The following is a 19,836-nucleotide window of genomic DNA, read 5'->3' as shown; positions in this document are numbered from 1 at the left end:
ATCACCGGGACATACGAGCAGGCGGTTCAAATCGGGCGGTTACGGAAGAAGTAGCCGAGAAGTCGAAGATCGAAGTTGCCGCGGTCCAAGCCTCAATCTCCTTTGCCGAGGGCACGGCTTTAATAGGCCATCTCACGGCATCGAGCAAAGCATCGTCGCGAGATCCTCAGAGGTTAGAGTGTCCCATGCGGCTTTCCGTCAATGCGTAGCGTGGATTTTGCCAGTTTCCGGCAGCCCCCGGATGCCGCGCCGCGGCTCCTCTTGAGCAGCATCTCGGCTAGTTCGCATCCGGCCTCCTGCTGGGAACAATACGGTGTGCGGCATTAGAGCCCCCAGACTGCGGGCCGGCGATGTCAGCATTGTGTATTGGTCGGCCTTGGTTTTTTCAGAAACGGCCAATATCGCTCCTACAGCGCGGGGGACTCGGGCGTTTGAGGCAGGTCGGAATTTGAAGGCATGTCATCGGGCGATGGCGGAGGTGGATTGTCGGGGTCATCATCCGACGGCGGCGCGCGTTCCTTCGGTTGGAAGCTTTTCATCGAGGTCCGCGCCCTGATCAGCGTGCCATCGACCGAGAAGTGTTCGTCCGACAGCAAGGGCTGGATCTCACAATGCAGCGGTTTTCGGCGCAGGTGACACAATCCTGTCACCTGAGTGTCCTTAGCGGTGAATTCGTGCTCGTTTCAGCAGCATCCCGTAGCCCGCTCCCTGCCGATAGAGCACTCAAGTTCCGGGCAGGCAGACTCCCTCCCGGCGGAAATTAGTGATAATACTCCTAATTCGCAACGTGTTGCGCTTGCCCGAAGTACGTCCAGGATACGGATCCAAGTCGCTCTTCAATTTTTGTGAGCCGAGCATCATCATCCTGCAGACATTCGCCATCGATGAGGAACCGATATAGGGCGGGGCATCAGCGTTGCTGGGGAATTCGAGAGTTCCGGCGAACGAAGCGCTAAAGCACAGTGCCCAGCCTTTCGCTGGGCATACCGGCCGACCAAAGTAGTCCGCGGTGCAACATCCGGCGGACATTGGAGAGGTCAAGCTCGTCTGCGGTGTGGCCGAGCGCGGTGAAAAAGATACGCCCCGCACCATAATGCGTCTTGAAGGTCACTGGCATGGTTATGCTTGTCCGCCAGGGATGTTGCTCGCCAGAGAAAGCCGTCTCGGCCAGCACCTCCACCGCCGGATCGAAGTGCATGTAAAATTGCTCGGACAGGGGATCGAAATCCTTGATCCCGGCCATGATCGGATCGTCGGGCCGGGTGACGCGCACCCGGTAGCTCATGATGTTGCCGGGTTGGGCGACTCAGGTGCATCCAGCGGCGTAGCGAAACTGCGGCAGGTCGCGAAAGGTGGCGGACATGCAGTGGTGATAACCCGCCATGCCCGTGCCGTTCCGGAGCGCATCAAGCAACGGCGTGATCTTTTCACGCGGCATGGTTTCGCCGGTGATGACCGGCACCACCAGCGCCATCTGTGCCACCTCGGGCGCGACGAGGGCGTTGGCGTCGTCACTCACCGTCACGTCCATGCCGCTGGTGCTCGGCATGTCAGCGACCTTTTGGGCACCTTGGCGGGGCTTGTGATCCGTCATGGCAGGCTCCTTGGCATCAGGCGCTGCGGGCATAGACCTCGGCGGTCAGGGCGTGACGCAGGGGCGTGTTCGCGCAGTGGCGTGCCACTTCGCCCACCACCAGATTACCAAGCCGCCCCTGTTCGAGCCCCATCGCCCCTGCCGCATGCGGCGTGAGAAACACGTTGGGCAGATCATAGAGAGGCGAGGCCGTGTCGGGAACCTCGGGGAAGGTCACGTCGAGAACGGCGCTCAGGCGGCCCGTCGCCAGTTCGGCAATCAGCGCGTTCTGATCGACCAGCGCGCCACGCGCGGTGTTGATCAGGGTTGCGCCATCGGCCATCTTCGCCAGTTCCTGCGCGCCGATGATGCCACGGGTGTCGTCCAGCAAGGGCGCGTGCAGCGACACGACATCGGAGCGGGACAGAAGCTCGGTCAGATCGGCCTGCCGGGCGGTGGCCAGCACCGGATCGTCCGGCCCGAGAAAGGGATCGTGGATCAGCACATCGAGGTCGAAATTCCTGAGTCTCTCGACCACCAGCCGCCCGATGCGCGAGGCGCCGACAATCCCCACCGTCCGGCCGAAATTGCCGATGGGGCTGGCGGCCAGCGCGTCGGTCCACCGGCGCGAGCGGTCCTGTCGGTAAAGCTCTCGGAAGCGGAACACCTGCTTGTTGGCGAGCAGGACCGCGGCAAGAGTGAACTCGGCTACCGGCACCGCGTTGGCGTCGGCGGCGGTGGTCACGGCGATGCCCCGCGCAAAGAGACTGGGGTCGGTGAGCAGCCGTTTGACCGAACCCGCGGATTGGGCGATCAGCTTCAGCGCCTTTGCCCGGTCGAGAACCTCCGGCCCGAGCGGCGGCGCGCCCCATCCAGTGACGAGGACCTCGGCCCTTGGCAACAACGCGACCGCCTGCGCCGTGTCCCAGCCGTGCAGGGGCCTGGGGTCCAGCACTGTGCAAAGCGTATTCAGACGGGCCGACGCCTCGGGCGTGAACACCCGCGCAGTCAGCACGGGGTCCATGGCAAAAAGCAGCGTGGGTCTTGCAGGGGCCATGGGGGCGGTTCAGGCCGCCAGCCGCAGCCCGGAGGCCGCATCAAAAAGATGCGTGTGCGCCTGATCCACACCCAGATGCAGCACCTCGCCGGGCTGGGCCAAGATCCGTTCGCGGAAGACACCAAAGACCTTCTGGCCCGCGATGATCATCGTCACCTGCGTTTCCGAGCCCATCGGCTCGACCACCACGACCTCGGCCTTGACCCCGCCATCGGGGTCGAGGCGGAAATGCTCGGGACGGACACCATAGACAACCGGTTTGCCGTTCGGCAGGGCGGAGGGCGCGGGCAGCCGCGCGTCACCCGCGACAAAGGTGCCGCCGTCCACGCGACCTTCGATGAAGTTCATCGAGGGCGAGCCGATGAAGGCGGCGACGAACTGGTTGACCGGGTTGTCATAAAGCTCAAGCGGGCTGCCGATCTGTTCGATTTTGCCGCCATTCAGCACCACGATTTTGTCGGCCATGGTCATCGCCTCGACCTGGTCGTGAGTGACATAGATCGTCGTGGTCTTCAGCTTCTGGTGCAGCGCCTTGATCTCGCCGCGCATGACGACGCGCAGCTTGGCATCAAGGTTGGACAACGGCTCGTCGAACAGAAACACCTTGGGGTCACGCACGATGGCACGGCCCATGGCGACGCGCTGGCGCTGGCCGCCGGACAACTGGCCCGGGCGACGTTCGAGATAGGCATCAAGTCCGAGAATGCCCGCAGCCCAACCGACCCGCTCCTTGATCTCGGACTTGCTGGCGCCACGATGATGCAGCGAGAAGCCCATGTTGTCGGCGACGGTCATGTGCGGGTAAAGCGCATAGTTCTGGAACACCATGGCGATGTCGCGCTGCTTGGGTTCGAGATCGTTGACCACGGTATCGCCAATCACTATCTCGCCGCCGCTGATGGTCTCCAGACCCGCCAGCATCCGCAAAAGGGTGGATTTGCCACAGCCGGAAGGACCGACCAGCACAACAAACTCGCCGTCGGCGATGTCGATTTCGACGCCGTGGATCACATTGACCGCGCCATAGGATTTCTGCACGTCCGAGAAGGTTACCTGGGCCATGACGATCAGCCTTTCAGTCCGGTATGGGCCAGTCCTTCGACGAACTGGCGCTGGGCTATGACAAAGACGATGAGCACCGGGATCGCGGTCATCGTTGCGGCCGCAAGCTGGATGTTCCACATCGCGCCACCATAGGCGTCGGTAAATTGGGTCAGCGCCTGCGGCAGCGTGAACTTCTCGGGGGATGAGAGGAACACGATGGGTTCGAGATAGAGGTTCCAGGAATGCAGGAAGGTGAAGATCGCCACCGCGCCGAGGGCGGGTTTCGCCAGCGGCAGGGCGATGGTCCAGAAGATCTTGAACCGTCCCAACCCGTCGACGCGGGCGGCCTCTTCCAGTTCCTTCGGGAGCGCGATGAAGAACTGCCGCATGACGAAGGTGGCAAAGACCGAAGGCGCGCCAAAGATCGGCACAAGGATCAGCGGCCAATGGGTGTTGATCATGTCCCAGCCGAGGAACAGCTGAAACAGCGGCACGATGGTCACTTCGGACGGGATCAAGAGCCCCACCAACAGCACCATGAAAAGCGCATCGGCAAAGGGGAAGTCGATTCGGGCAAAGGCATAGCCCGCCATTGCCGAGAACAGCAGCGTGCCGCAGGTGACGATGGCCGCGATATAGGCCGAATTCCAGTATTGCCGGGCAAAGGGCTGCAGCTCGAAGGCCTGGGCATAGGTGGTGAAATCGAAGCGGCTAGGGATGATTTCCGGCGGAAAGGCGAAGATGTCCGAGATCGGCTTGACCGAAGAGGTCACCATCCACCAGGTCGGAAAGACGAAGGGAATGAGCAACACCAACATCAGCCCGTACACCGCCACCTTCATCCGGGGCGAGAGGTTACTTTTCATAGAAGACGATCCTCTTCCGCATCTGCCATTGCACGAAGGTCAGCACCGCGACGATCAGGAACAGCAGGATCGACAGGGTGGCGCCATAGCCGAATTTGTGGAACTCGAAGGCCTGTTGATAGAGGTAGTAGACCAGCACCGTGGTCGACATGCCGGGCCCGCCCTTGGTCAACACGGCGATCTGGGCAAAGACCTGCAGCGAGCCCACGATGGTGATGATCGAGGTCAGAAGCACCGTCGGGCTGATCATCGGCAGGGTGATACGGCGGAACTGGGCAAAGGCCGGGATGCCGTCGACGCGGGCGGCCTCATAAAGCTCTTTCGGCACGCCCTGCAGAGCTGCGAGAAACAGGATCATGTTCAGCCCGACGTTCTTAAACACCTGCACCACCACGACCGAGATCATCGCCGTGGTCGGATTGCGCAGCCAGTTCGGCCCCTCGATGCCAAAGACCTGAAGAATGCCGTTCAGCCCGCCGTTGTTCTGCAGCAGGAAGCTCCAGACGATGGTCCAGGCGACCAGCGACACCACGACGGGCGAGAAAAACAGCGTGCGGAAGATGGTGATGCCGCGCAGCTTCTGGTTCAGCAGCACCGCCAGCAATAGCGCCAGCGACATGTTGAGGATGACAAGGAAGACCGAGAAGATCGCGGTCGCCCCGAGCACCTTGACGAGACCGGGGTCGGAGAGCAGGCGCTGGTAGTTCTCGGTCCCGGTAAAGCGGAAGGTGCGCGCCAGCACGTTCCATTCATGCAGCGAATACCAGAACACCAGCACCAGCGGCAGCAGCACAAAGATGCATATGCCCAGAACCTGCGGCGCGATGAAGAGATAGCCGACGAGACTGTCGCGGCGGTCCATCGTCCAGAAGAGGCGCTTGCGACGGGGTGGATCGGAATGGGTGGCCACGACAGTCATCGGTATCCCTTACAGCAGCGGCTGGATCGAGCGACAGACCGCGCCCAGCACCTCTTCGACATCCGCATCCGGCTGCCAGAGCGCATCAAGCTCTGCGCGCACCAGTTGCTGGATTTCCGAATAGCCCTCATGCACCGGCAGCACCCCGCCCTTGGCAATGCCCTGCACAACAACGCTTTCGATCATTTCGGGCGTCAGCAGCGGATTGGTGTTGCCCAGGGTTTCGGCATTGAGCAAGCTTTCACGGATCGGCGGAAAGAACTGGGCCAGCTTGGCAGAGTTTTCCGCATTGGTCATATGGGCCAGGAATTCCACCGCTAGGTCAGAATTCTCGCTGTCCTCAAAGACACCGATGGCAGCCTGACCGATCACCGAGTATTCACCGGCCGGCCCAGCGGGCAGCGGCACAAGGTCCCATGCAAAGGCGTCGTCGCCCTGCGGCAACAGCGAGGCGCGCGAGATTTGGGTAATGCTCATGCCGGCGTCACCGGCAAAGAAGTCGACGCTTTCGCCCGGGCCGGGGATGGCGCCCTGTTCGAAGATGGCGTCGTGGATGAAGGTCATGGCCGCGACCATCTCGGCATCGGCAAAGGTGCAAGTGTTGCCGTCTTCACTCCATGGCGAAGCGTCCCAGCCGCGCCAGATCGCGGCGAGATTCTGCCAGGTCTGGTAGTTGAAGTCGCGGACTATGATGCCGTCCTTGTCGCCCTCGGCCACCTTGGCGGCGGTGGCCATGGCGTTTTCCCAGGTCCACTCACCGGCCTCGATCAGCTCTGCCGGGGTACGCGCGCCTGCGGCTTCGATCAGGTCGGTATTGGCAAAGATCGCCAGTGGAGAAGTGGAGAACGGCACGGCATACAATTCGCCGTCCACGCGCCAGAGCTCGGTGGGTTTCTCGATCATGTCGCCGTAGTCGAAGCCCTCGGTATTGGTGAAGGCCTCGTTCAGCGGCGCGAGGATGCCGGAGTTCACGAAGTCCGCCGCGGTGCGTTCGAGGATCCAGGCCAGATCCGGCGGATTGCCGCCGGCGATCTGGGTGGTCAGCGTGGTGGTGTAGCTGGCGAAGGGCAGCGATTCAAAGGTCAAGCTCACCTCCGGGCGGTCGGCGATGAAGCTGTCGGCGATCTCGTTAAAGACGGCCAGATGCGCCTCGTTCGCGCTCCAGATCGTCATACGCAGGTCTTGCGCTCCAGCAGCGCCTGCCAGCGCTGTTGTCATTGCCAAAGCGGCAAGGGGTGTCAGTCGGTTCATGTTATTTCCTCCCTGATATATTGGTCTCGTTGATCAGTAGCCGCGCACGTCGGGCCAACGCATCTCGACGCCTTGCTGGCGCAGCAGCTCTTGAAAGGCTTCGAGTTGCGGATCATTCCCCTGTACGGCATGCGGGTCGGTGCCCTCGTTCAGGCAATGCGCCGCCAGAAGGCCCGCGACCTCGCCGATGTTCCATTCCACCGGGTGCAGCCGGTAACAGCCGTTGGTTATATGCGTGGTGCCGATGTTCTTGCCCGCAGGCAGCAGGTTCGAGCGTTCCTTGGGCAGCATCGCCCCCAGCGGGATTTCAAACGGGCAGGATGGCACATCGATGTAGTTGTCGCCGCCGGTCGAGGGGTGCAGGTCGATCCGGTACATGCCGGTGCCGACGCTGTCGCGATAGTTCACCGCTCCCGCCTTGCCGCGCACCTCGAAGGACAAGTCCTGTTCCAAGATGGTTGTGACCGCCTTGATCCGCCGCGCCTCGCGGATATAGGGCGCCATGGCGAGGCCGTGATCGGTGCCGGTAATGTCGCCACGCAGGCGCAAGCCGGGGAAGCCCTGGCCGCCATCCTCGCGCGGCGCCTCGGTCTGGAGCCAGTAGAAGACGGAATAGGAAAGCTCGGCCGCGCGGGCGATGCGGGCGTCGTATTCCGCCTTTGTGCAGTCGATGATCGGCTCTTCGAAATAGTCGATCATCGGCCAGTTCACGAGGCAGACGTCAGAGACATAGGCGCCCTTGACGAAATTGTCGCGCGCGGCGATGCGGCGGAAGGTCCAGAGGTTGCCGTCGCCCGGATTGCGGCGCTGGTCGGCATCGACCGCGAGCGAATTGTCGCCGGGGTTGGGGGTAAAGCTGCGCGTCGCGGTTTCCAACGTGCGGGGATTGGGCGACTTGAAGCCGATGAGCGGCCCGCCCCAGAACTCCGGCTGCACCTTGCGCCAGTAGTCGTAGTTCGTGGGCTTGTCGATGACGTGGTTGCCGTCGACATGATCGACCGCGAAACAGATCGAGACCGCCTGCTGGTTGTCAGGCTGCGCCTCGGCGGGCGCGCTGGGCTCGCCGGTGTCAGACTGGCTCTCGAAGCCGGTGACATATTCGGTATTCGTGAGCGGCAGCAGATCGCCCAGCTCGGTGGCGTCGATCACGTAAGCCGCCTCGATCTGCACCTGCGCGCCGGAATTCACATGCTGCACGGTCACCGCGCGCACCCGGTCTCCGTCCATCTCGGCCGCGACCGGCTGGTAGGGTTTCAGCAACGTCAGCCGACCCGAGCCAATATAGGGCATGAGCCAGGCTTCCATGACGGCGACGGGCACGCGCGGCTCGACACACATCCGGCTGACCCAGCCCGCGCCGGGGTTCAGATCGCCCCAGGCGCGCGCGCCTTCGGTCAGCGGATAGTGATCGCGATAGAACTGCCGGATCGCGGTCCGGAGCTCGCGGTATGTGCGGGAGCCACCAAACTGCTCGATCCAGGAATGCTCGTCGGAGGGCACGGCCTGGCTTGTCAGCTGGCCCCCGATCCAGTCGCAGGGTTCGGTCATCACCACGCTTCGCCCGGATCTGAGGGCACCCAAGGCGGCAGCAACACCACCGACGCCGGCGCCGATGATCGCGATATCGGTCTTAAGTTCTTTCACGTCACACTCTTTTCTTTGATGGGTCCGAGGGTCTCCCCCTCGATCAGGTCGCAGCGCAGAAGCGACTGCCTGTCGTAGTCACGCCCCTCGAGCCGGGCGATCAGCGCCGTCGCCGCGCGGCGCGCCATCTCCTCTCGCGGGATGGCATAGGTGGCAAAGTGGGTGCCGGTGTCGTCAGGCCGCACGTGGCTACCCAGAACGACGATCGCAAGGTCGCCGGGCACGCTTAACCCGGCCGCCGTGACGGCGCGCTTGAAGGGGATGGCGTCAGCCAGCTCGATGAAGAAGACGACACTAGCGCCCGAGGCCCGCACATCCGTGAGAAGCTGATCTGCGGGCAGGCCTACCTCGGGGATATGCAGTGCCAGACTGCCGCCTTCGGCCAGTCCCGCGTTGAACCCCGCCCAGCGGTCGGCGATGGATTCTGCCCCTCCGTCCTGTCCCACATAGGCAAAGTGCGTATGGCCGAGCTCCCTTGCCCGCTCCACCAGCGTCCGGGTGGCTTCGGCATAATCGGCCCCGACGTAATCTACCGGTCCGCCCGCATCATCGCGGCGACCAATTGCCATGTAATCAAAATCGCCCTGCACCAGTCGTTCGAGATCGCGGCTGTCGAACTTGCGGCCCAGCAGCAGGCAACCGTCGGCGATCCGCATTCGGTTCGGCTCACCGAAGATGCGCTTGGCGCCGCTCGCGTCGCGTTCCGCCGAGGTCATCAGCAGCAGATCATAGCCCTGCTCCTGGGCCGCCGCCTCGATGCCAAAGAGAAACGGCGCAAAAAAATCCGCCTGCGCCCGGGGAAAGGCCGGCTCGTAGGTAAAGACGCCAAGGATGTTGTTGCGTCCCTTGGCCATTCGGCGGGCAATCGGGTCGGCAACATAACCGGTCTCGTCAATGACCTTCTGGATTCGCTTGCGGGTCTCGTCGGGAATCCGCTTCCTGTCCCGCTCCGCCCCGTTGAGCACGATCGAAACAGAGGCCTGACTGACGCCGGCACGTTTGGCGATTTCCTTCTGTGTGAGGCGTCGTCCGGACATTCCGAATCTCCAGTTATGCGTATAACTGTTAATACGTATAACTTGCTTGTTGTCTTGGGTCAACCAGTACTGGTCGGTCCTGCCGCCGCAGAGATCGACACCCTTGGCTTGGCAGCACTCCAACCGGTGGAAACTCCAGCGCGATCCGTGGGGGGGCTTGTCTCGTTTTTGAGTCAACGCGACACCGAAAACATGCCATTCGATGGGAAGGGTCCATTTGGCTTTGATGTGAACAGGCGTGGAAAGCTGACCCCGTAGCGGGGTAATCTGCCAGTTCCCGAACCGCCAGCCGAACATGTTCTACACGCCGTTCTGCGTCGTGGAACCCGGCTTCTATTGTGGCTGCAGCCACGCGCTATTTGCCCGCGAGCCAGGATCGCTGTCACTCGAAGAGATTGCGACTTATCCGATGGCGGTGCGTCCGTACCTGCAAAAGGCAGAACTGGCCGGGTTGCCAGATGCGGTGGCGATGGCCTCGGTCTCTGGCTGGAGTGGACGTCCCGATTCTATATCGCTCACCCCCCCCGATCCCCACGCACTGGTTCAGGATTTCATGTCCGTTCTGACGAACGAACTCACCTGATCGGGCGCAACGGTCATCCTGCGGAGGTTTGATAGGAGATGTTGGCGTCGATCAGAGACCGCTGAAGACGCTCTTGATTATCCAAAAATCATTCACGACAAATCCGGGATTTATGTGGGCTCACCACAGGCTCAGAAGCAGCATGGCGACGGTCGCCGTCAGCACACCCAGCAAAACCTTGCGAAACAGAGCTTCGGACAGTCGCGCGGACACGCCCGCGCCGGCGGCGACTCCAAGAGCAAGCGCTGGCGCGAGCCAGGCCGCCAGTTTCAGCGTCGGCAGGGCGAAGCCCGAGACGAGCGCATAGCTCAGCACGTTGGCCCCGTAAGCGAAGACGAAGAAGGCGAGGATCGTGGCGCGAACCGACGCCTTGTCGAAGGCGCGCACCGACATCCAGGTTGCGGCCAGCGGCCCGGGCATGGCCAGCATGCCCCCCATGATCCCTGCCAGGGTACCGACGGAGATGATCTCGGGGACGGCCGGCGGTGACGCCGGCGCTTGGCCGCGCACCCGGCGCATGTCGGCAGCAAGCGTGAAGGCGACGAAGGTCACCATGGCGGCAGCGACCAGCTTGAGCGCGACGACGCTCACAGCGCCTTGCAGGCCAAGGCCCACCGCGATCCCGGCGATGCTTCCAACGGTCAGCCACCCAAGCACCGGTTTTTGTACGCCCCCGCGCAGCCGCGGAACAAGGACAAGCGCAATAGCGAGGTTGTGCAGCGTGCTGATCTGGATGGCCTCCGTGCCGTTCAGCACCACGAGGAAGATCGGACCGGCGATGACGCCATAGCCGATCCCGGTAGCCGCCTGCAGCATGGCAGCACCGAAGACCGCGAGGCTGAGCAAGGACAGAAGCGCCGGGTCCATGGCGTACTCCATGAAAAGGGCCGGACCACGGGTATGATCCGGCCAGGCGGGGAGTGAAGGTGGGATCAGTTCAGCGAAACCCGCCCGGCGTCGATCTCAGACAGGAAGCTGTCGTCGACATAGGCGCCGATCGAGGCGCGGGTCGGCACATCGCCCTTGATCGACCCGCGGGCATTGATCCATTCGCCTTCCGCGACCATCAGGTCCACGAGCGCATCGGTCAGGCCGACTGCGAAGGCATAGTTCGCAGAGGCTTCTGCCACCTCGGCGGGTTTCAACGTGCCGCTCAACACGCGCGAGACCGCCTCGTGGGAGGCCACGGGGTCCGACGCCACAACGCCTTCGGCCTCGATCAGGGCTTGCAGCACCGACGTAACTGCCTCGGGGTTGTCATCGATCAGCTTTTGCGTGGCAACGAGGATGAAGTGGGTGTTGTAGCTGGAGATCGGGATTTCCTGGTACTTGTCGCCCAGCGTCTTCTTTGCGCCGCCGTAGAACGAGGGGAACATGGCGCCGGCGAAGATGTCGCCGCGGGCCAGCGCCGGGACGATGTCGGTGGGGCCAACCGAGACAATCTCGGCCTCGATGCCGGCATCCGCGATCTCGTTCTCGAGCCAGAAATGAACGTTGGTACCGGCGGTCACGCCGATCGGCTTACCATCCAGAGCGGCGACGCTGTCGATGCTTGCGTCACCGGTGTGGATGATGCGCGTGGCCTGGTATTGCGAGAGGCCGGCGATGACCTTGAAGTCCTGTTCCCGCATGGCGCCGATGACGGCGGGGACCTCGGCCATGACGGCAACATCGAGCTGGCCGCCAAGCAGCGCCTCGAAGGCGGAGCGGCCGGACTGGAACGGGATCACGTTCACCTCGAGCCCGTGCTTGGCGAAAAGGTCATGGTCCATCGCGACCGACAGCTGCGGAATGTCGAGATAGGCGCCGCCGCCGAAGGTGATCTCGGTGTCCTGCGCGGCGGCGCCGGTCGCGAGGACCGCGAGGCTGCCGGCAAGGACGGTGGTCTTGAGTGAGTGGTGCATTTCTACCTCCTGTTGGTCTTGTTCTTTCAGTGGTCGTCCGCGCCAGGCTGGCGCAGCAGACCGATGATGTGGTTGCGGTTCTTGAGGAAGCTCTCGGTCACCTGGTGCGCGCGCCGAGGGCGTTCGTCGGTGATCTCCATGGTCTCGATGATGCGCCCGGGGCCGGCGCTCATGATGTGGGCTCGGTCGGACAAGATCAGCGCCTCGTCGACGTCGTGGGTGACGAAGATGACGGTGGCCTTGTGGGCCTCCCACACGCGGAGCAGGATTTCGTGCATCACCACCCGCGTCTGCGCATCAAGCGCGCCGAAGGGTTCATCCATCAAGAGCACCTTGGGCGAGGTCACGAAGGTCCGCGCCAGCGCCACCCGCTGGCGCATGCCGCCCGAAAGCTGGCCGGGGTAATTGTTCTCGCGGCCCTCCAGCCCGACCTCCTTCAGGGCGGCCATCGCACGATCCTTGCGCTCCTGCTTGGAATACGGAAAGCGTTTCAGCGCGAACATGACGTTGCCGAGCGCGGTGAACCACGGGAACAGCGCGTATTGCTGAAACACCACGCCAACGTCGGGATTGATGCCTTTCACCGGCTCGCCGTCCAGCTTGATGACGCCTTCCGAGAGCGGCACGAAGCCACCGACCGCGTTCAGGAGCGTGGACTTGCCGCAGCCCGAGGGGCCGATCAGCGAGATGAAGGAACCGGGTTCGATCACGAGGTCGGTCGGAGCAAGGGCCTCGATCTTCTTGCCCTTCGGTCCCTTGAAGGTGACGGCGGCACCTTCGACGTCAATCCTGCCGATCTCGGTGCTGGACATGGGTTGATCTTCCTCGACGATTTTCAGTGCTGCATTCTGCATCATGCGCTCTCCCAATGGACCAGCCGACGGCTGATGAGGACAAAGACCGAGTCGAGAAGGGCGCCCAGGATGCCGAGCTCGATGAGCCCCACGAACATGCGGTCGGTTTGAATGAACTGGCGGGCGTCCTGCAGGCGGAAGCCTATGCCCGACGAGGCGCCGCTGAGTTCGGCGGCGACGAGGCTGAGGAAGGCCAGCGCGGCACCGAGGCGGAGACCCACGACGATATGCGGCGCGGCGGCGGGGACGACAACCTCGAAGAATTCGCGGAAGCGGTTGGCGCCCAGCGACCTTGCGGCGCGGATATAGGTGCCTGCCACCGTGGACGCCCCGGCGTGGGTATTCAGCCAGACGGCAAGGAACACGGTGTACGAGATCACGAAGTATTTCGATCCCTCGCCGATGCCGAACCAGACGATTGCAATCGGTACCAGAGCGATGGCGGGAATGGGCCGGAGCAGCGTCAGGAAGGGCTCAAGCGCTACGGAAAACGCAAAGACCCGTGCGGTGAGCAGCCCGATCAGCACGCCCAGCGTCGATCCGATGGTGAACCCGATGGCAGCGCGCTTGAGCGAAATCTGCAGGTCCGAAATCAGCACCCCGTCCTTGTAGAGCTCGACCGCGGCGGCCAGCACCTGTGGTGGCGTGGGAAAGAGGTTCTGGTTGACGAGCCCGAAGCCCGAGACGATCCACCATATCGCGATCACGCCCGAGAGCGAGACGGCGAGCTGGCCGTATTTCTTGAGATGCGTTTCCATCGCGATGCCCTTTCATCTGTTCCGGAAATCGGCCGAACGGCCATGACACCGGATGATCGGCGCGGCGCTGACCGCCTCCTGCGCGCGTGTCCGGTTGGTTTTCAGAAAGTCCTCGGCATCCCAGCCTACAGGCCGGGAGTGTGCCATCACGCAGCGGCCATCGATGACCACCGCCTCGATCTGGTCGCGGTTGTAGAGCCGGACCAATTCCCATTCGAAATCCCATGACGGGCTGACCTCGGGCTGGCGCCGATCAAGCACCAGGAAATCGGCACGATGTCCCTGGGCGATCTGCCCTGTGACCCCGCCGAGGCCGGCCGCATCTGCGCTGCCGCGCGTCGCGGCGTCGATCCAGGTCCAGGCCGCACCGCAGGAGAAGTCGGCATTCTGCATGCCTTGCGACAGGCGCTGTGCGGTCTCGGCCGATTCAAGCAAACGCAGAGCGTCCGAGCGGGTGCTGTCGGTGCCGATCCCGAAGCGCACGCCACGAGAAGCGAAGGCCAAAGCCGGCGCCACCCGATCGCCTTTCCAGGCGCTGGCAAGCGGGTTGTAACTGACGGCAGAGCCGGTTTCGCGCAGGATTTCGATCTCGCGGTCGGTGACCAGCGTGCAGTGATGGTGCAGCGTATGCGGACCCACCGCGCCGTGCTCGGCGAAGTACTCCAGCGGGCGCTTGCCGTGAGTGCAAACGCTCCAATGCACCTCGACGTGGTGTTCGTTGGTGTGGATTTGGAAGAGCGCGCCCTTCTCTGCGGCAAATTCCGACAGTGCGCGGATCATCTCGCCCGGCGCGCTTTGCACTGCGGGGACGCAAAGCGACGGCGTGATCAGCGGCTGGTCCTTGCAGGCCGAGATATGCGCTTCGGCGCGTTTCAGGGCGCCGTCGATGCTCTCGGCGATCTGGCAGGACGACGGCTGCTGCGCCTCATCCACGGGCAGCGCAGCTCCGGTGGACGACACCAGCCGGATACCCACATCCGCCGCCGCCTGATGCAGCGCCGAGGCTTTCTCACCGTTCATCACCGCGAAGTTGACGATACCGGTAAATCCGCCTCGCAGGGCCTCGAGGAACATCCACTTTGCCGAAACATAAACCGTCTCGGCGTCATAGCTGGATTCCATCGGCGCCCAGATGCGACGCCAGATCTGCGCCGGCTCACCGCCGGTGATCGCCTTGCCGAAGGCCTGTCCCAGATGGGTGTGCGCGTCGATGAAGCCCGGAACGATGGCCCGGTCGGGCAAGTCGACCACGGACGTTCCAGCGTCGATACCATCGCGCGAACCAACGTACGAGATTTCACCGTCGACGACCTGCACCACCGTATCTGTCCGGGCACCCTCCGGCGTCAGCACCAGTTCAGGGGCCAGGGCATAGCTGCCGCTTTTGGTAAGTTCCGACACTCCTGTCATGGTATTCCCAGTCCTTGTTACGCGTCTTGCTGGTCGCAGATTCGACTGCTTGCAGAGAGCGTAGACAGAGCCGTTCATAGAAGATAATACTATATTTTACGCCAGTCATAGGCAAAAACTATGGATCTTGGATGTGATCAATATTCGGCAACTTGAGTGCTTGCGTGCCGTGATGATGAGCGGAAACATGACGCAGGCTGCGCAAAACCTGGGCATCGCCCAGCCCTCGGCCAGCAGCCTGATCGCGAACCTCGAGCACGCGCTGGGGTTCAAGCTCTTCGACCGCGTCAAGGGGCGCCTGGTCGCCACGCCCGAGGCGAAATTCCTGATGCCGGACGTGCAACGCACGCTTGAAAGCGTCGAGTTGACCGAACACCGCGCGCGCCAAATCCGCGACAACCTCAGGGGCGACCTGGTCATCGTCTCCTACCCCGACATCGCCATCGACTTCCTGCCCGAAGCGCTCAGCGACTTCCTGTCCGACCGGCCCTCGGTGAGGGTACATCTGCAGGCGCGCCGATCCGAGATGATGACCGGACTTTTGCAAACCCACGACTTCGATCTCGCGATCTCGACGCGATCGGCCGAAGCCCACACCCTCGATGTGCGGGAATTCGCGATCCCCTGCATGATTGCCTATCCCCGAGGGAAGGCACCGCCCGGCACTTTGACGGTCACGCCCAAAGATCTGACCGCCGAGACCCTGATCTGCGTCAGCGCCACACACCCAAGCGCCATCCAGTTCTCAGAGCGGTTCGATCAGGCCGGTGTGGCCTACCCCGGCACAGCTGTGGAGACGCAGACATTTGAATCCGTCTGCGGCTTTGTCCGCCGGGGTCTCGGGGTCGGGCTGATCGATGCAATCACCGCACATCGGTACCGGGACCAGCTGGACATCGTCAGGTTCGTGCCCGAAGTCTGGCAGACGGTCTATCTGCTGCGCCCGCTGGATCGGCCGACATCCAAGATCACATTGGAGTTCTCGGAACGCGTCGCCCAACGGATCGAGGAAATTGCATGTCGGTATGGGTCTGGAAATTGATGAGTTCCCGACCTCTCGCGAGATGTGACGCCAAGAGAATTGCCTATGAGCCTACACTCTTATTCTCGCTTGTGTATCCTATTGCGGGTTCGGCGTGTCTGCATTGGAACTGTCGCGGGATTGTGCCGGAAAGTTCCAGCTTCCGGCGGTCCAAGGTTGGGGAGCAGCTCAGGCCAACCACGCACTAACAATTAAATCGGACCACTCGAGGGGGGCAGGCCACTGGCTTGCCCAACATGCGCGGCCCACGAGCCAATGGCTCAATATATCCCGTAAGTACTGGGATCAAGTTTCGAAAAGACTTCGTCCCAATAGACCTGCTCCAGCCCGGCCACGTCGCCCGGGAGGTCCTTCGTCAGGCCTTTCCACTTCTCGACCAGGCGCACCATCTCGCCGATCTTGGCCTCGACGTTCTCGACGCCGTAGTCGCTCTCGAATTGCGCGGCGATCACCGGCAGGTCCTTCTGAACAAAGGCATCCGTGGCGGCGACGAGCTCGGCGTCGGCATCGACGATCTCGACCCCGGCCGCAGGCGCGCCGGTGGCGTCCTTCTGGGCCAGGTCGTAATAGCCCAGCGTCATCTCGGCCTGCATCCGCGCCGCGCCACGCAGGATGACCGCGCGTTCGGCCTCGGTCAGGTCGCGCCAGACGCCGGTGTTGAAATTGCTGGTGGCCACCCCGGCAAAGGCGCCGCCGGGCACGCCGAAGGTCACGTATTTGGTGACATCGACCAGTGAATTGTTGGTCAGGTCGCTGACCGAGCCCATGTGGCAGTCGATGACGCCCTGGCTCATCGCCTCATAGGTGTCGCCCGCGGGCATCGAGACGGCAACGGCGCCCATGCTCTCGGCCCAGCGGGAATAATTGCCCCCGGGCGAGCGCATCTTGGCACCTTTCAGATCGTCGAGCGTACGGATCGACTTGGTGCAGAGCGCGTCGTACCCATGGCTCGACACGCTGCCGAGATAGACCTGGCCCTGGTTTTGATATTCCGCCAGGCATTCGGTGCAGTTGAAGAGATATTCGGTCATCGCGCCCGACAGGGCCGCGCCGGGGCTGGGCACCTTGACGCCGGAAGTCGCCAGCATGGAGAGGTTGGCGACGAGGTTGCTCTCCTTGTATTGGGCCGGAAAATACACCGGCACCACGAAGCCGAGATCGGCCAGACCGTCGCGGATGCCCTGCGGTGTTTCCTTCATGCTGAGCAGCGACATCGGAAAAACCTTGATGTCGATATCGGTGTGCTCGGCGACATAGGCAGCAAAGGAATTATAGGCCGCGACAGAGGAGTTTTTCGGCCCCATGCCGATCGCGGCATTCAATGTCTTGGCGGAGGCGGCCCCGGCGACAAGTGCGGGAGACAGGGCCAGAGTGAGAGCGGTTGCCTTGAGCGACGGCGCAAGTTTCATTCGATTCCTCCTGATCGATGTTAGACTGTTGCCGGATGATTGCCTTTAGCTGACATTATGCAAAATGAATTCACGCGCGGAAATCCGCACGAAAAGTTATATATGAAAGGCTGGCAGGGCGGTCCGAAAAATCAGGGCAGGACGCGCTTGAGCGAACTCTGCATTGCCAGAAGCGACGGCAGGCAGCGGCTGATGATTGCCTGCGGGTCTTCTTCTGTGGCGATCATCCCGGTGTTCACCGCGGCAACCGTCTGGCCGTGCTTGTTCAGAATTGGCACCGCCAGCGACCGCAGGCCGATCTCGGTTTCCTGATCGACAAAGCAATAGCCGTTGGCCCGCGCCTCGGCGATCCGCGCCATGATGTCCTCGGTCCGGGTCAGCGCCTTGGGCGTGCGTGGCGAGAGGTCAGAGGCCTCGAGGATCGCCAGCGCCTGCGCCTCAGGCAGCGCAGCCAGCATGACCCTACCCATCGCCGCGCAATGCACCGGAAGGCGCGAGCCCACCATCAGCCCCACAGACATGATCCGGCGCTTCGCGGCGCGGGCGACAAAGACAACCTCGGTGCCGTCGAGAATAGTGACCGAACAGGCCTGACCCAGCTGCTCCGACAATTGCTCGAGCCAGGGCTGCACCGTTCGGGGCAGAGGCAGCGTGGAGAGCGCATCCATCCCCAGCCGCATGATCTTGGCCGTGAGGGTGAAATACTTGCCGTCAAACTCGGCATAGCCCAGCGACGTCAGCGTCAGCAGGCAGCGCCGCGCCGTCGACCGGTCGAGACCGGTGACCTCGGCCACGTCTTTGATCGCCATCCTCGGACGCTCGGCACTGAAGCTCTCGATCACGCTCAGCCCCTTGGCGAAGGAGGCAATTGTATCGGTCTTGTTCAACATGCGACTAATCGTATTCAGGATGTGAACAAATATCAATATATGAACATTCTCCTTGCCGACGCGCCGTCCCCGCCCCTAGCAGATCCGCAAGTGGACCTCGGGAGGAAATCACATTGGACAAGAGAGCAAGCGATATCGCGGCGGCCGTGGCCGGCATTCACGACGGTGCGACGGTGATGATCGGCGGCTTCGGCGGCGCCGGCTCGCCAGTTGAGCTGATCCACGCGCTGATCGATCAGAGGCCGCGCGGTCTGACCGTGGTGAACAACAACGCCGGCACCGGCCACGTCGGCATCGCGGCGCTGATCGAGCAGGGCATCGTAGCGAAGATGATCTGCACCTTCCCACGGTCGTCCGATCCCAAGGTCTTTCACGACCTCTACCTCGCCGGCAAGATCGAGCTGGAACTGGTGCCGCAGGGCACCCTGGCTGAACGCATCCGCGCCGGCGGCGCGGGCATTCCGGCCTTCTACACCCCCACGGCCTTTGGCACGGATCTCGCCAAGAGCAAGCCGGTGGCCGAGTTTGACGGCCGGCAGTACGTGCAGGAACGATGGCTCAAGGCGGATTTCGCGCTGATCAAGGCCGACAGCGCGGACACCGTGGGCAACCTCACCTACCGCATGACCGCGCGCAACTTCGGCCCGCTCATGGCGATGGCGGCGACCCACACGATTGCCCAGGTGTCGCGCATCCTGCCGCTGGGCGGCATCGACCCCGAGCATGTGGTCACGCCCGGCATCTTCGTAGACACCCTGGTCGAGGTCGCAGAGCCGCAACAGGAAGAACTGTTGATCCGCAGCCGAAGCTGCTACCCGGAGGACGCCGCATGAGCCCCCTGCTCGACCAGATCAAGCTGACCAACGACCAGATCGCCTGGCGCGCCGCGCAGGATATCGAGGACGGGGCCTATGTGAACCTGGGCATCGGCTTCCCGGAAAAGATTGCCCGCTTTCAGGTACCCGGTCGCGACGTGATCTTTCACACCGAAAACGGCGTGCTGGGCTTTGGGCAGGCACCCGAGGAAGGCTCCGAGGACTGGGACCTGATCAACGCCGGCAAGAAAGCCATCACCCTGAAACCCGGGGCGGCCTTCTTCGACCACGCCACCAGCTTTGCCATGGTGCGCGGCGGGCATCTGGACCTAGCGGTTCTGGGGGCCTTCCAGGTGGCGCAGACAGGCGATCTGGCGAATTGGTCGACCGGCTCCGGCGCGGTGCCGGCAGTGGGTGGCGCCATGGACCTGGTGCAGAGCGCCCGGCGCGTGGCGGTGGTGACCGACCATGTGACCCGCACCGGCGCGCCCAAGCTGGTGGAGGCCTGCACCATGCCGCTGACCGGTGTCGCCTGCGTCACGCGGGTCTACACCTCGCTGGCGGTGATCGACATCGAAGACGGACATTTCGTGTTGCGGGAAAAGCTGGCGACCTTGTCGTTTGATGAGTTGCAACGGGTGACCGGCGCAAAGCTGCACGTTGACAGCGCGGTTGCCGAGCTGATCGTGCAATAAGGCAGGGCGCGGGCCCTTTCGTGCAAAGAGCGGCATCAACCCATGGTCGGTGCCGCTTTTTTTCTTGGTCATGGATAGCGGAAGG

At 62.9% G+C, this 19,836-nt stretch carries 18 protein-coding genes and 2 pseudogenes; 4 read left to right on the top strand and 16 right to left on the bottom strand.

Features of this window, described 5'->3' with window-relative positions; translation table 11 throughout:
- Window positions 1-485 precede the first annotated feature (485 nt).
- From PVW49_RS23815 to PVW49_RS21010, 9 genes and pseudogenes are all read right to left on the bottom strand, one after another.
- Window positions 486-605: pseudogene (locus PVW49_RS23815) on the bottom strand (IS5/IS1182 family transposase); the annotation flags it as partial.
- Window positions 606-952: 347 nt separating this feature from the next.
- Window positions 953-1,594 (bottom strand): annotated as a pseudogene (locus PVW49_RS21045) (ThuA domain-containing protein).
- Window positions 1,595-1,610: 16 nt separating this feature from the next.
- Window positions 1,611-2,630, bottom strand: a complete 1,020-nt coding sequence (locus tag PVW49_RS21040; RefSeq protein WP_274591509.1) for a hydroxyacid dehydrogenase — start codon at window positions 2,628-2,630, stop codon at window positions 1,611-1,613.
- 9 nt (window positions 2,631-2,639) lie between these two features.
- Entirely contained in the window at window positions 2,640-3,692 is a 1,053-nt protein-coding gene (locus tag PVW49_RS21035) for an ABC transporter ATP-binding protein (RefSeq protein ID WP_274591508.1), read from the bottom strand.
- Between the two features lie 5 nt (window positions 3,693-3,697).
- The gene (locus PVW49_RS21030; RefSeq protein ID WP_274591507.1) at window positions 3,698-4,540 is read right to left on the bottom strand and encodes a carbohydrate ABC transporter permease; all 843 of its coding nucleotides are present in this window, start codon (window positions 4,538-4,540) and stop codon (window positions 3,698-3,700) included.
- Window positions 4,530-5,459: a carbohydrate ABC transporter permease gene (locus PVW49_RS21025; protein WP_274591506.1), complete on the bottom strand. Its 930-nt coding sequence runs from the start codon at window positions 5,457-5,459 to the stop codon at window positions 4,530-4,532. The genes PVW49_RS21030 and PVW49_RS21025 overlap by 11 nt, the downstream gene beginning before the upstream one ends.
- A gap of 9 nt (window positions 5,460-5,468) precedes the next feature.
- Complete coding sequence (locus PVW49_RS21020; RefSeq protein ID WP_274591505.1) at window positions 5,469-6,632, bottom strand: ABC transporter substrate-binding protein; 1,164 nt, start codon at window positions 6,630-6,632, stop codon at window positions 5,469-5,471.
- Window positions 6,633-6,743: 111 nt separating this feature from the next.
- Window positions 6,744-8,354 (bottom strand): FAD-dependent oxidoreductase, encoded by a 1,611-nt coding sequence (locus PVW49_RS21015; protein ID WP_274591504.1) that lies wholly within the window; start codon window positions 8,352-8,354, stop codon window positions 6,744-6,746.
- Window positions 8,351-9,688 carry a LacI family DNA-binding transcriptional regulator gene (locus PVW49_RS21010; protein WP_274591503.1) on the bottom strand — a complete coding sequence of 446 codons (1,338 nt, stop codon included), beginning with the start codon at window positions 9,686-9,688 and terminating at the stop codon, window positions 8,351-8,353. Before PVW49_RS21010 ends, PVW49_RS21015 begins: the two co-directional genes overlap by 4 nt.
- Here PVW49_RS21010 and PVW49_RS21005 point away from each other — a divergent pair.
- Window positions 9,687-9,974 carry a hypothetical protein gene (locus tag PVW49_RS21005; protein WP_274591502.1) on the top strand — a complete coding sequence of 96 codons (288 nt, stop codon included), beginning with the start codon at window positions 9,687-9,689 and terminating at the stop codon, window positions 9,972-9,974. The genes PVW49_RS21010 and PVW49_RS21005 overlap by 2 nt on opposite strands.
- Before the next feature lie 120 nt (window positions 9,975-10,094).
- On the opposite strand, the gene PVW49_RS21000 is transcribed toward PVW49_RS21005, so the two are convergent.
- The 5 genes from PVW49_RS21000 to PVW49_RS20980 form a co-directional block, all read right to left on the bottom strand.
- A complete protein-coding gene (locus tag PVW49_RS21000) occupies window positions 10,095-10,841 on the bottom strand; it encodes a sulfite exporter TauE/SafE family protein (RefSeq protein WP_274591501.1) in 747 nt (248 codons plus the stop codon).
- Window positions 10,842-10,906: 65 nt separating this feature from the next.
- Window positions 10,907-11,878, bottom strand: coding sequence for an ABC transporter substrate-binding protein (locus tag PVW49_RS20995; protein ID WP_274591500.1), 972 nt, complete (start codon window positions 11,876-11,878; stop codon window positions 10,907-10,909).
- A 26-nt stretch (window positions 11,879-11,904) separates the two neighbouring features.
- Complete coding sequence (locus PVW49_RS20990) at window positions 11,905-12,732, bottom strand: ABC transporter ATP-binding protein (RefSeq protein ID WP_274591499.1); 828 nt, start codon at window positions 12,730-12,732, stop codon at window positions 11,905-11,907.
- A complete protein-coding gene (locus PVW49_RS20985; protein ID WP_274591498.1) occupies window positions 12,732-13,490 on the bottom strand; it encodes an ABC transporter permease in 759 nt (252 codons plus the stop codon). The genes PVW49_RS20990 and PVW49_RS20985 overlap by 1 nt, the downstream gene beginning before the upstream one ends.
- A gap of 12 nt (window positions 13,491-13,502) precedes the next feature.
- Entirely contained in the window at window positions 13,503-14,807 is a 1,305-nt protein-coding gene (locus tag PVW49_RS20980; RefSeq protein ID WP_274591497.1) for an amidohydrolase family protein, read from the bottom strand.
- Window positions 14,808-15,033: 226 nt separating this feature from the next.
- On the opposite strand from PVW49_RS20980, the gene PVW49_RS20975 reads away from it, so the two are divergent.
- Complete coding sequence (locus PVW49_RS20975) at window positions 15,034-15,942, top strand: LysR family transcriptional regulator (RefSeq protein ID WP_274591510.1); 909 nt, start codon at window positions 15,034-15,036, stop codon at window positions 15,940-15,942.
- A 260-nt stretch (window positions 15,943-16,202) separates the two neighbouring features.
- Here PVW49_RS20975 and PVW49_RS20970 read toward each other — a convergent pair whose 3' ends face one another.
- Both PVW49_RS20970 and PVW49_RS20965 read right to left on the bottom strand, forming a co-directional pair.
- Window positions 16,203-17,351 carry a C4-dicarboxylate TRAP transporter substrate-binding protein gene (locus PVW49_RS20970; protein WP_274591496.1) on the bottom strand — a complete coding sequence of 383 codons (1,149 nt, stop codon included), beginning with the start codon at window positions 17,349-17,351 and terminating at the stop codon, window positions 16,203-16,205.
- A 131-nt stretch (window positions 17,352-17,482) separates the two neighbouring features.
- The gene (locus PVW49_RS20965; protein WP_274591495.1) at window positions 17,483-18,241 is read right to left on the bottom strand and encodes an IclR family transcriptional regulator domain-containing protein; all 759 of its coding nucleotides are present in this window, start codon (window positions 18,239-18,241) and stop codon (window positions 17,483-17,485) included.
- Window positions 18,242-18,354: 113 nt separating this feature from the next.
- Between PVW49_RS20965 and PVW49_RS20960 the strand changes: the two genes are divergently transcribed.
- Window positions 18,355-19,074, top strand: coding sequence for a 3-oxoacid CoA-transferase subunit A (locus PVW49_RS20960; protein WP_274591494.1), 720 nt, complete (start codon window positions 18,355-18,357; stop codon window positions 19,072-19,074).
- Entirely contained in the window at window positions 19,071-19,751 is a 681-nt protein-coding gene (locus PVW49_RS20955) for a 3-oxoacid CoA-transferase subunit B (protein WP_274591493.1), read from the top strand. Before PVW49_RS20960 ends, PVW49_RS20955 begins: the two co-directional genes overlap by 4 nt.
- Window positions 19,752-19,836 lie beyond the last annotated feature (85 nt).

This window comes from Marinovum sp. PR37, assembly GCF_028807375.1.
GTDB classification, from domain to species: Bacteria; Pseudomonadota; Alphaproteobacteria; order Rhodobacterales; family Rhodobacteraceae; genus Marinovum; species Marinovum algicola.
This window is presented reverse-complemented; position numbering and strand designations above follow the sequence as displayed.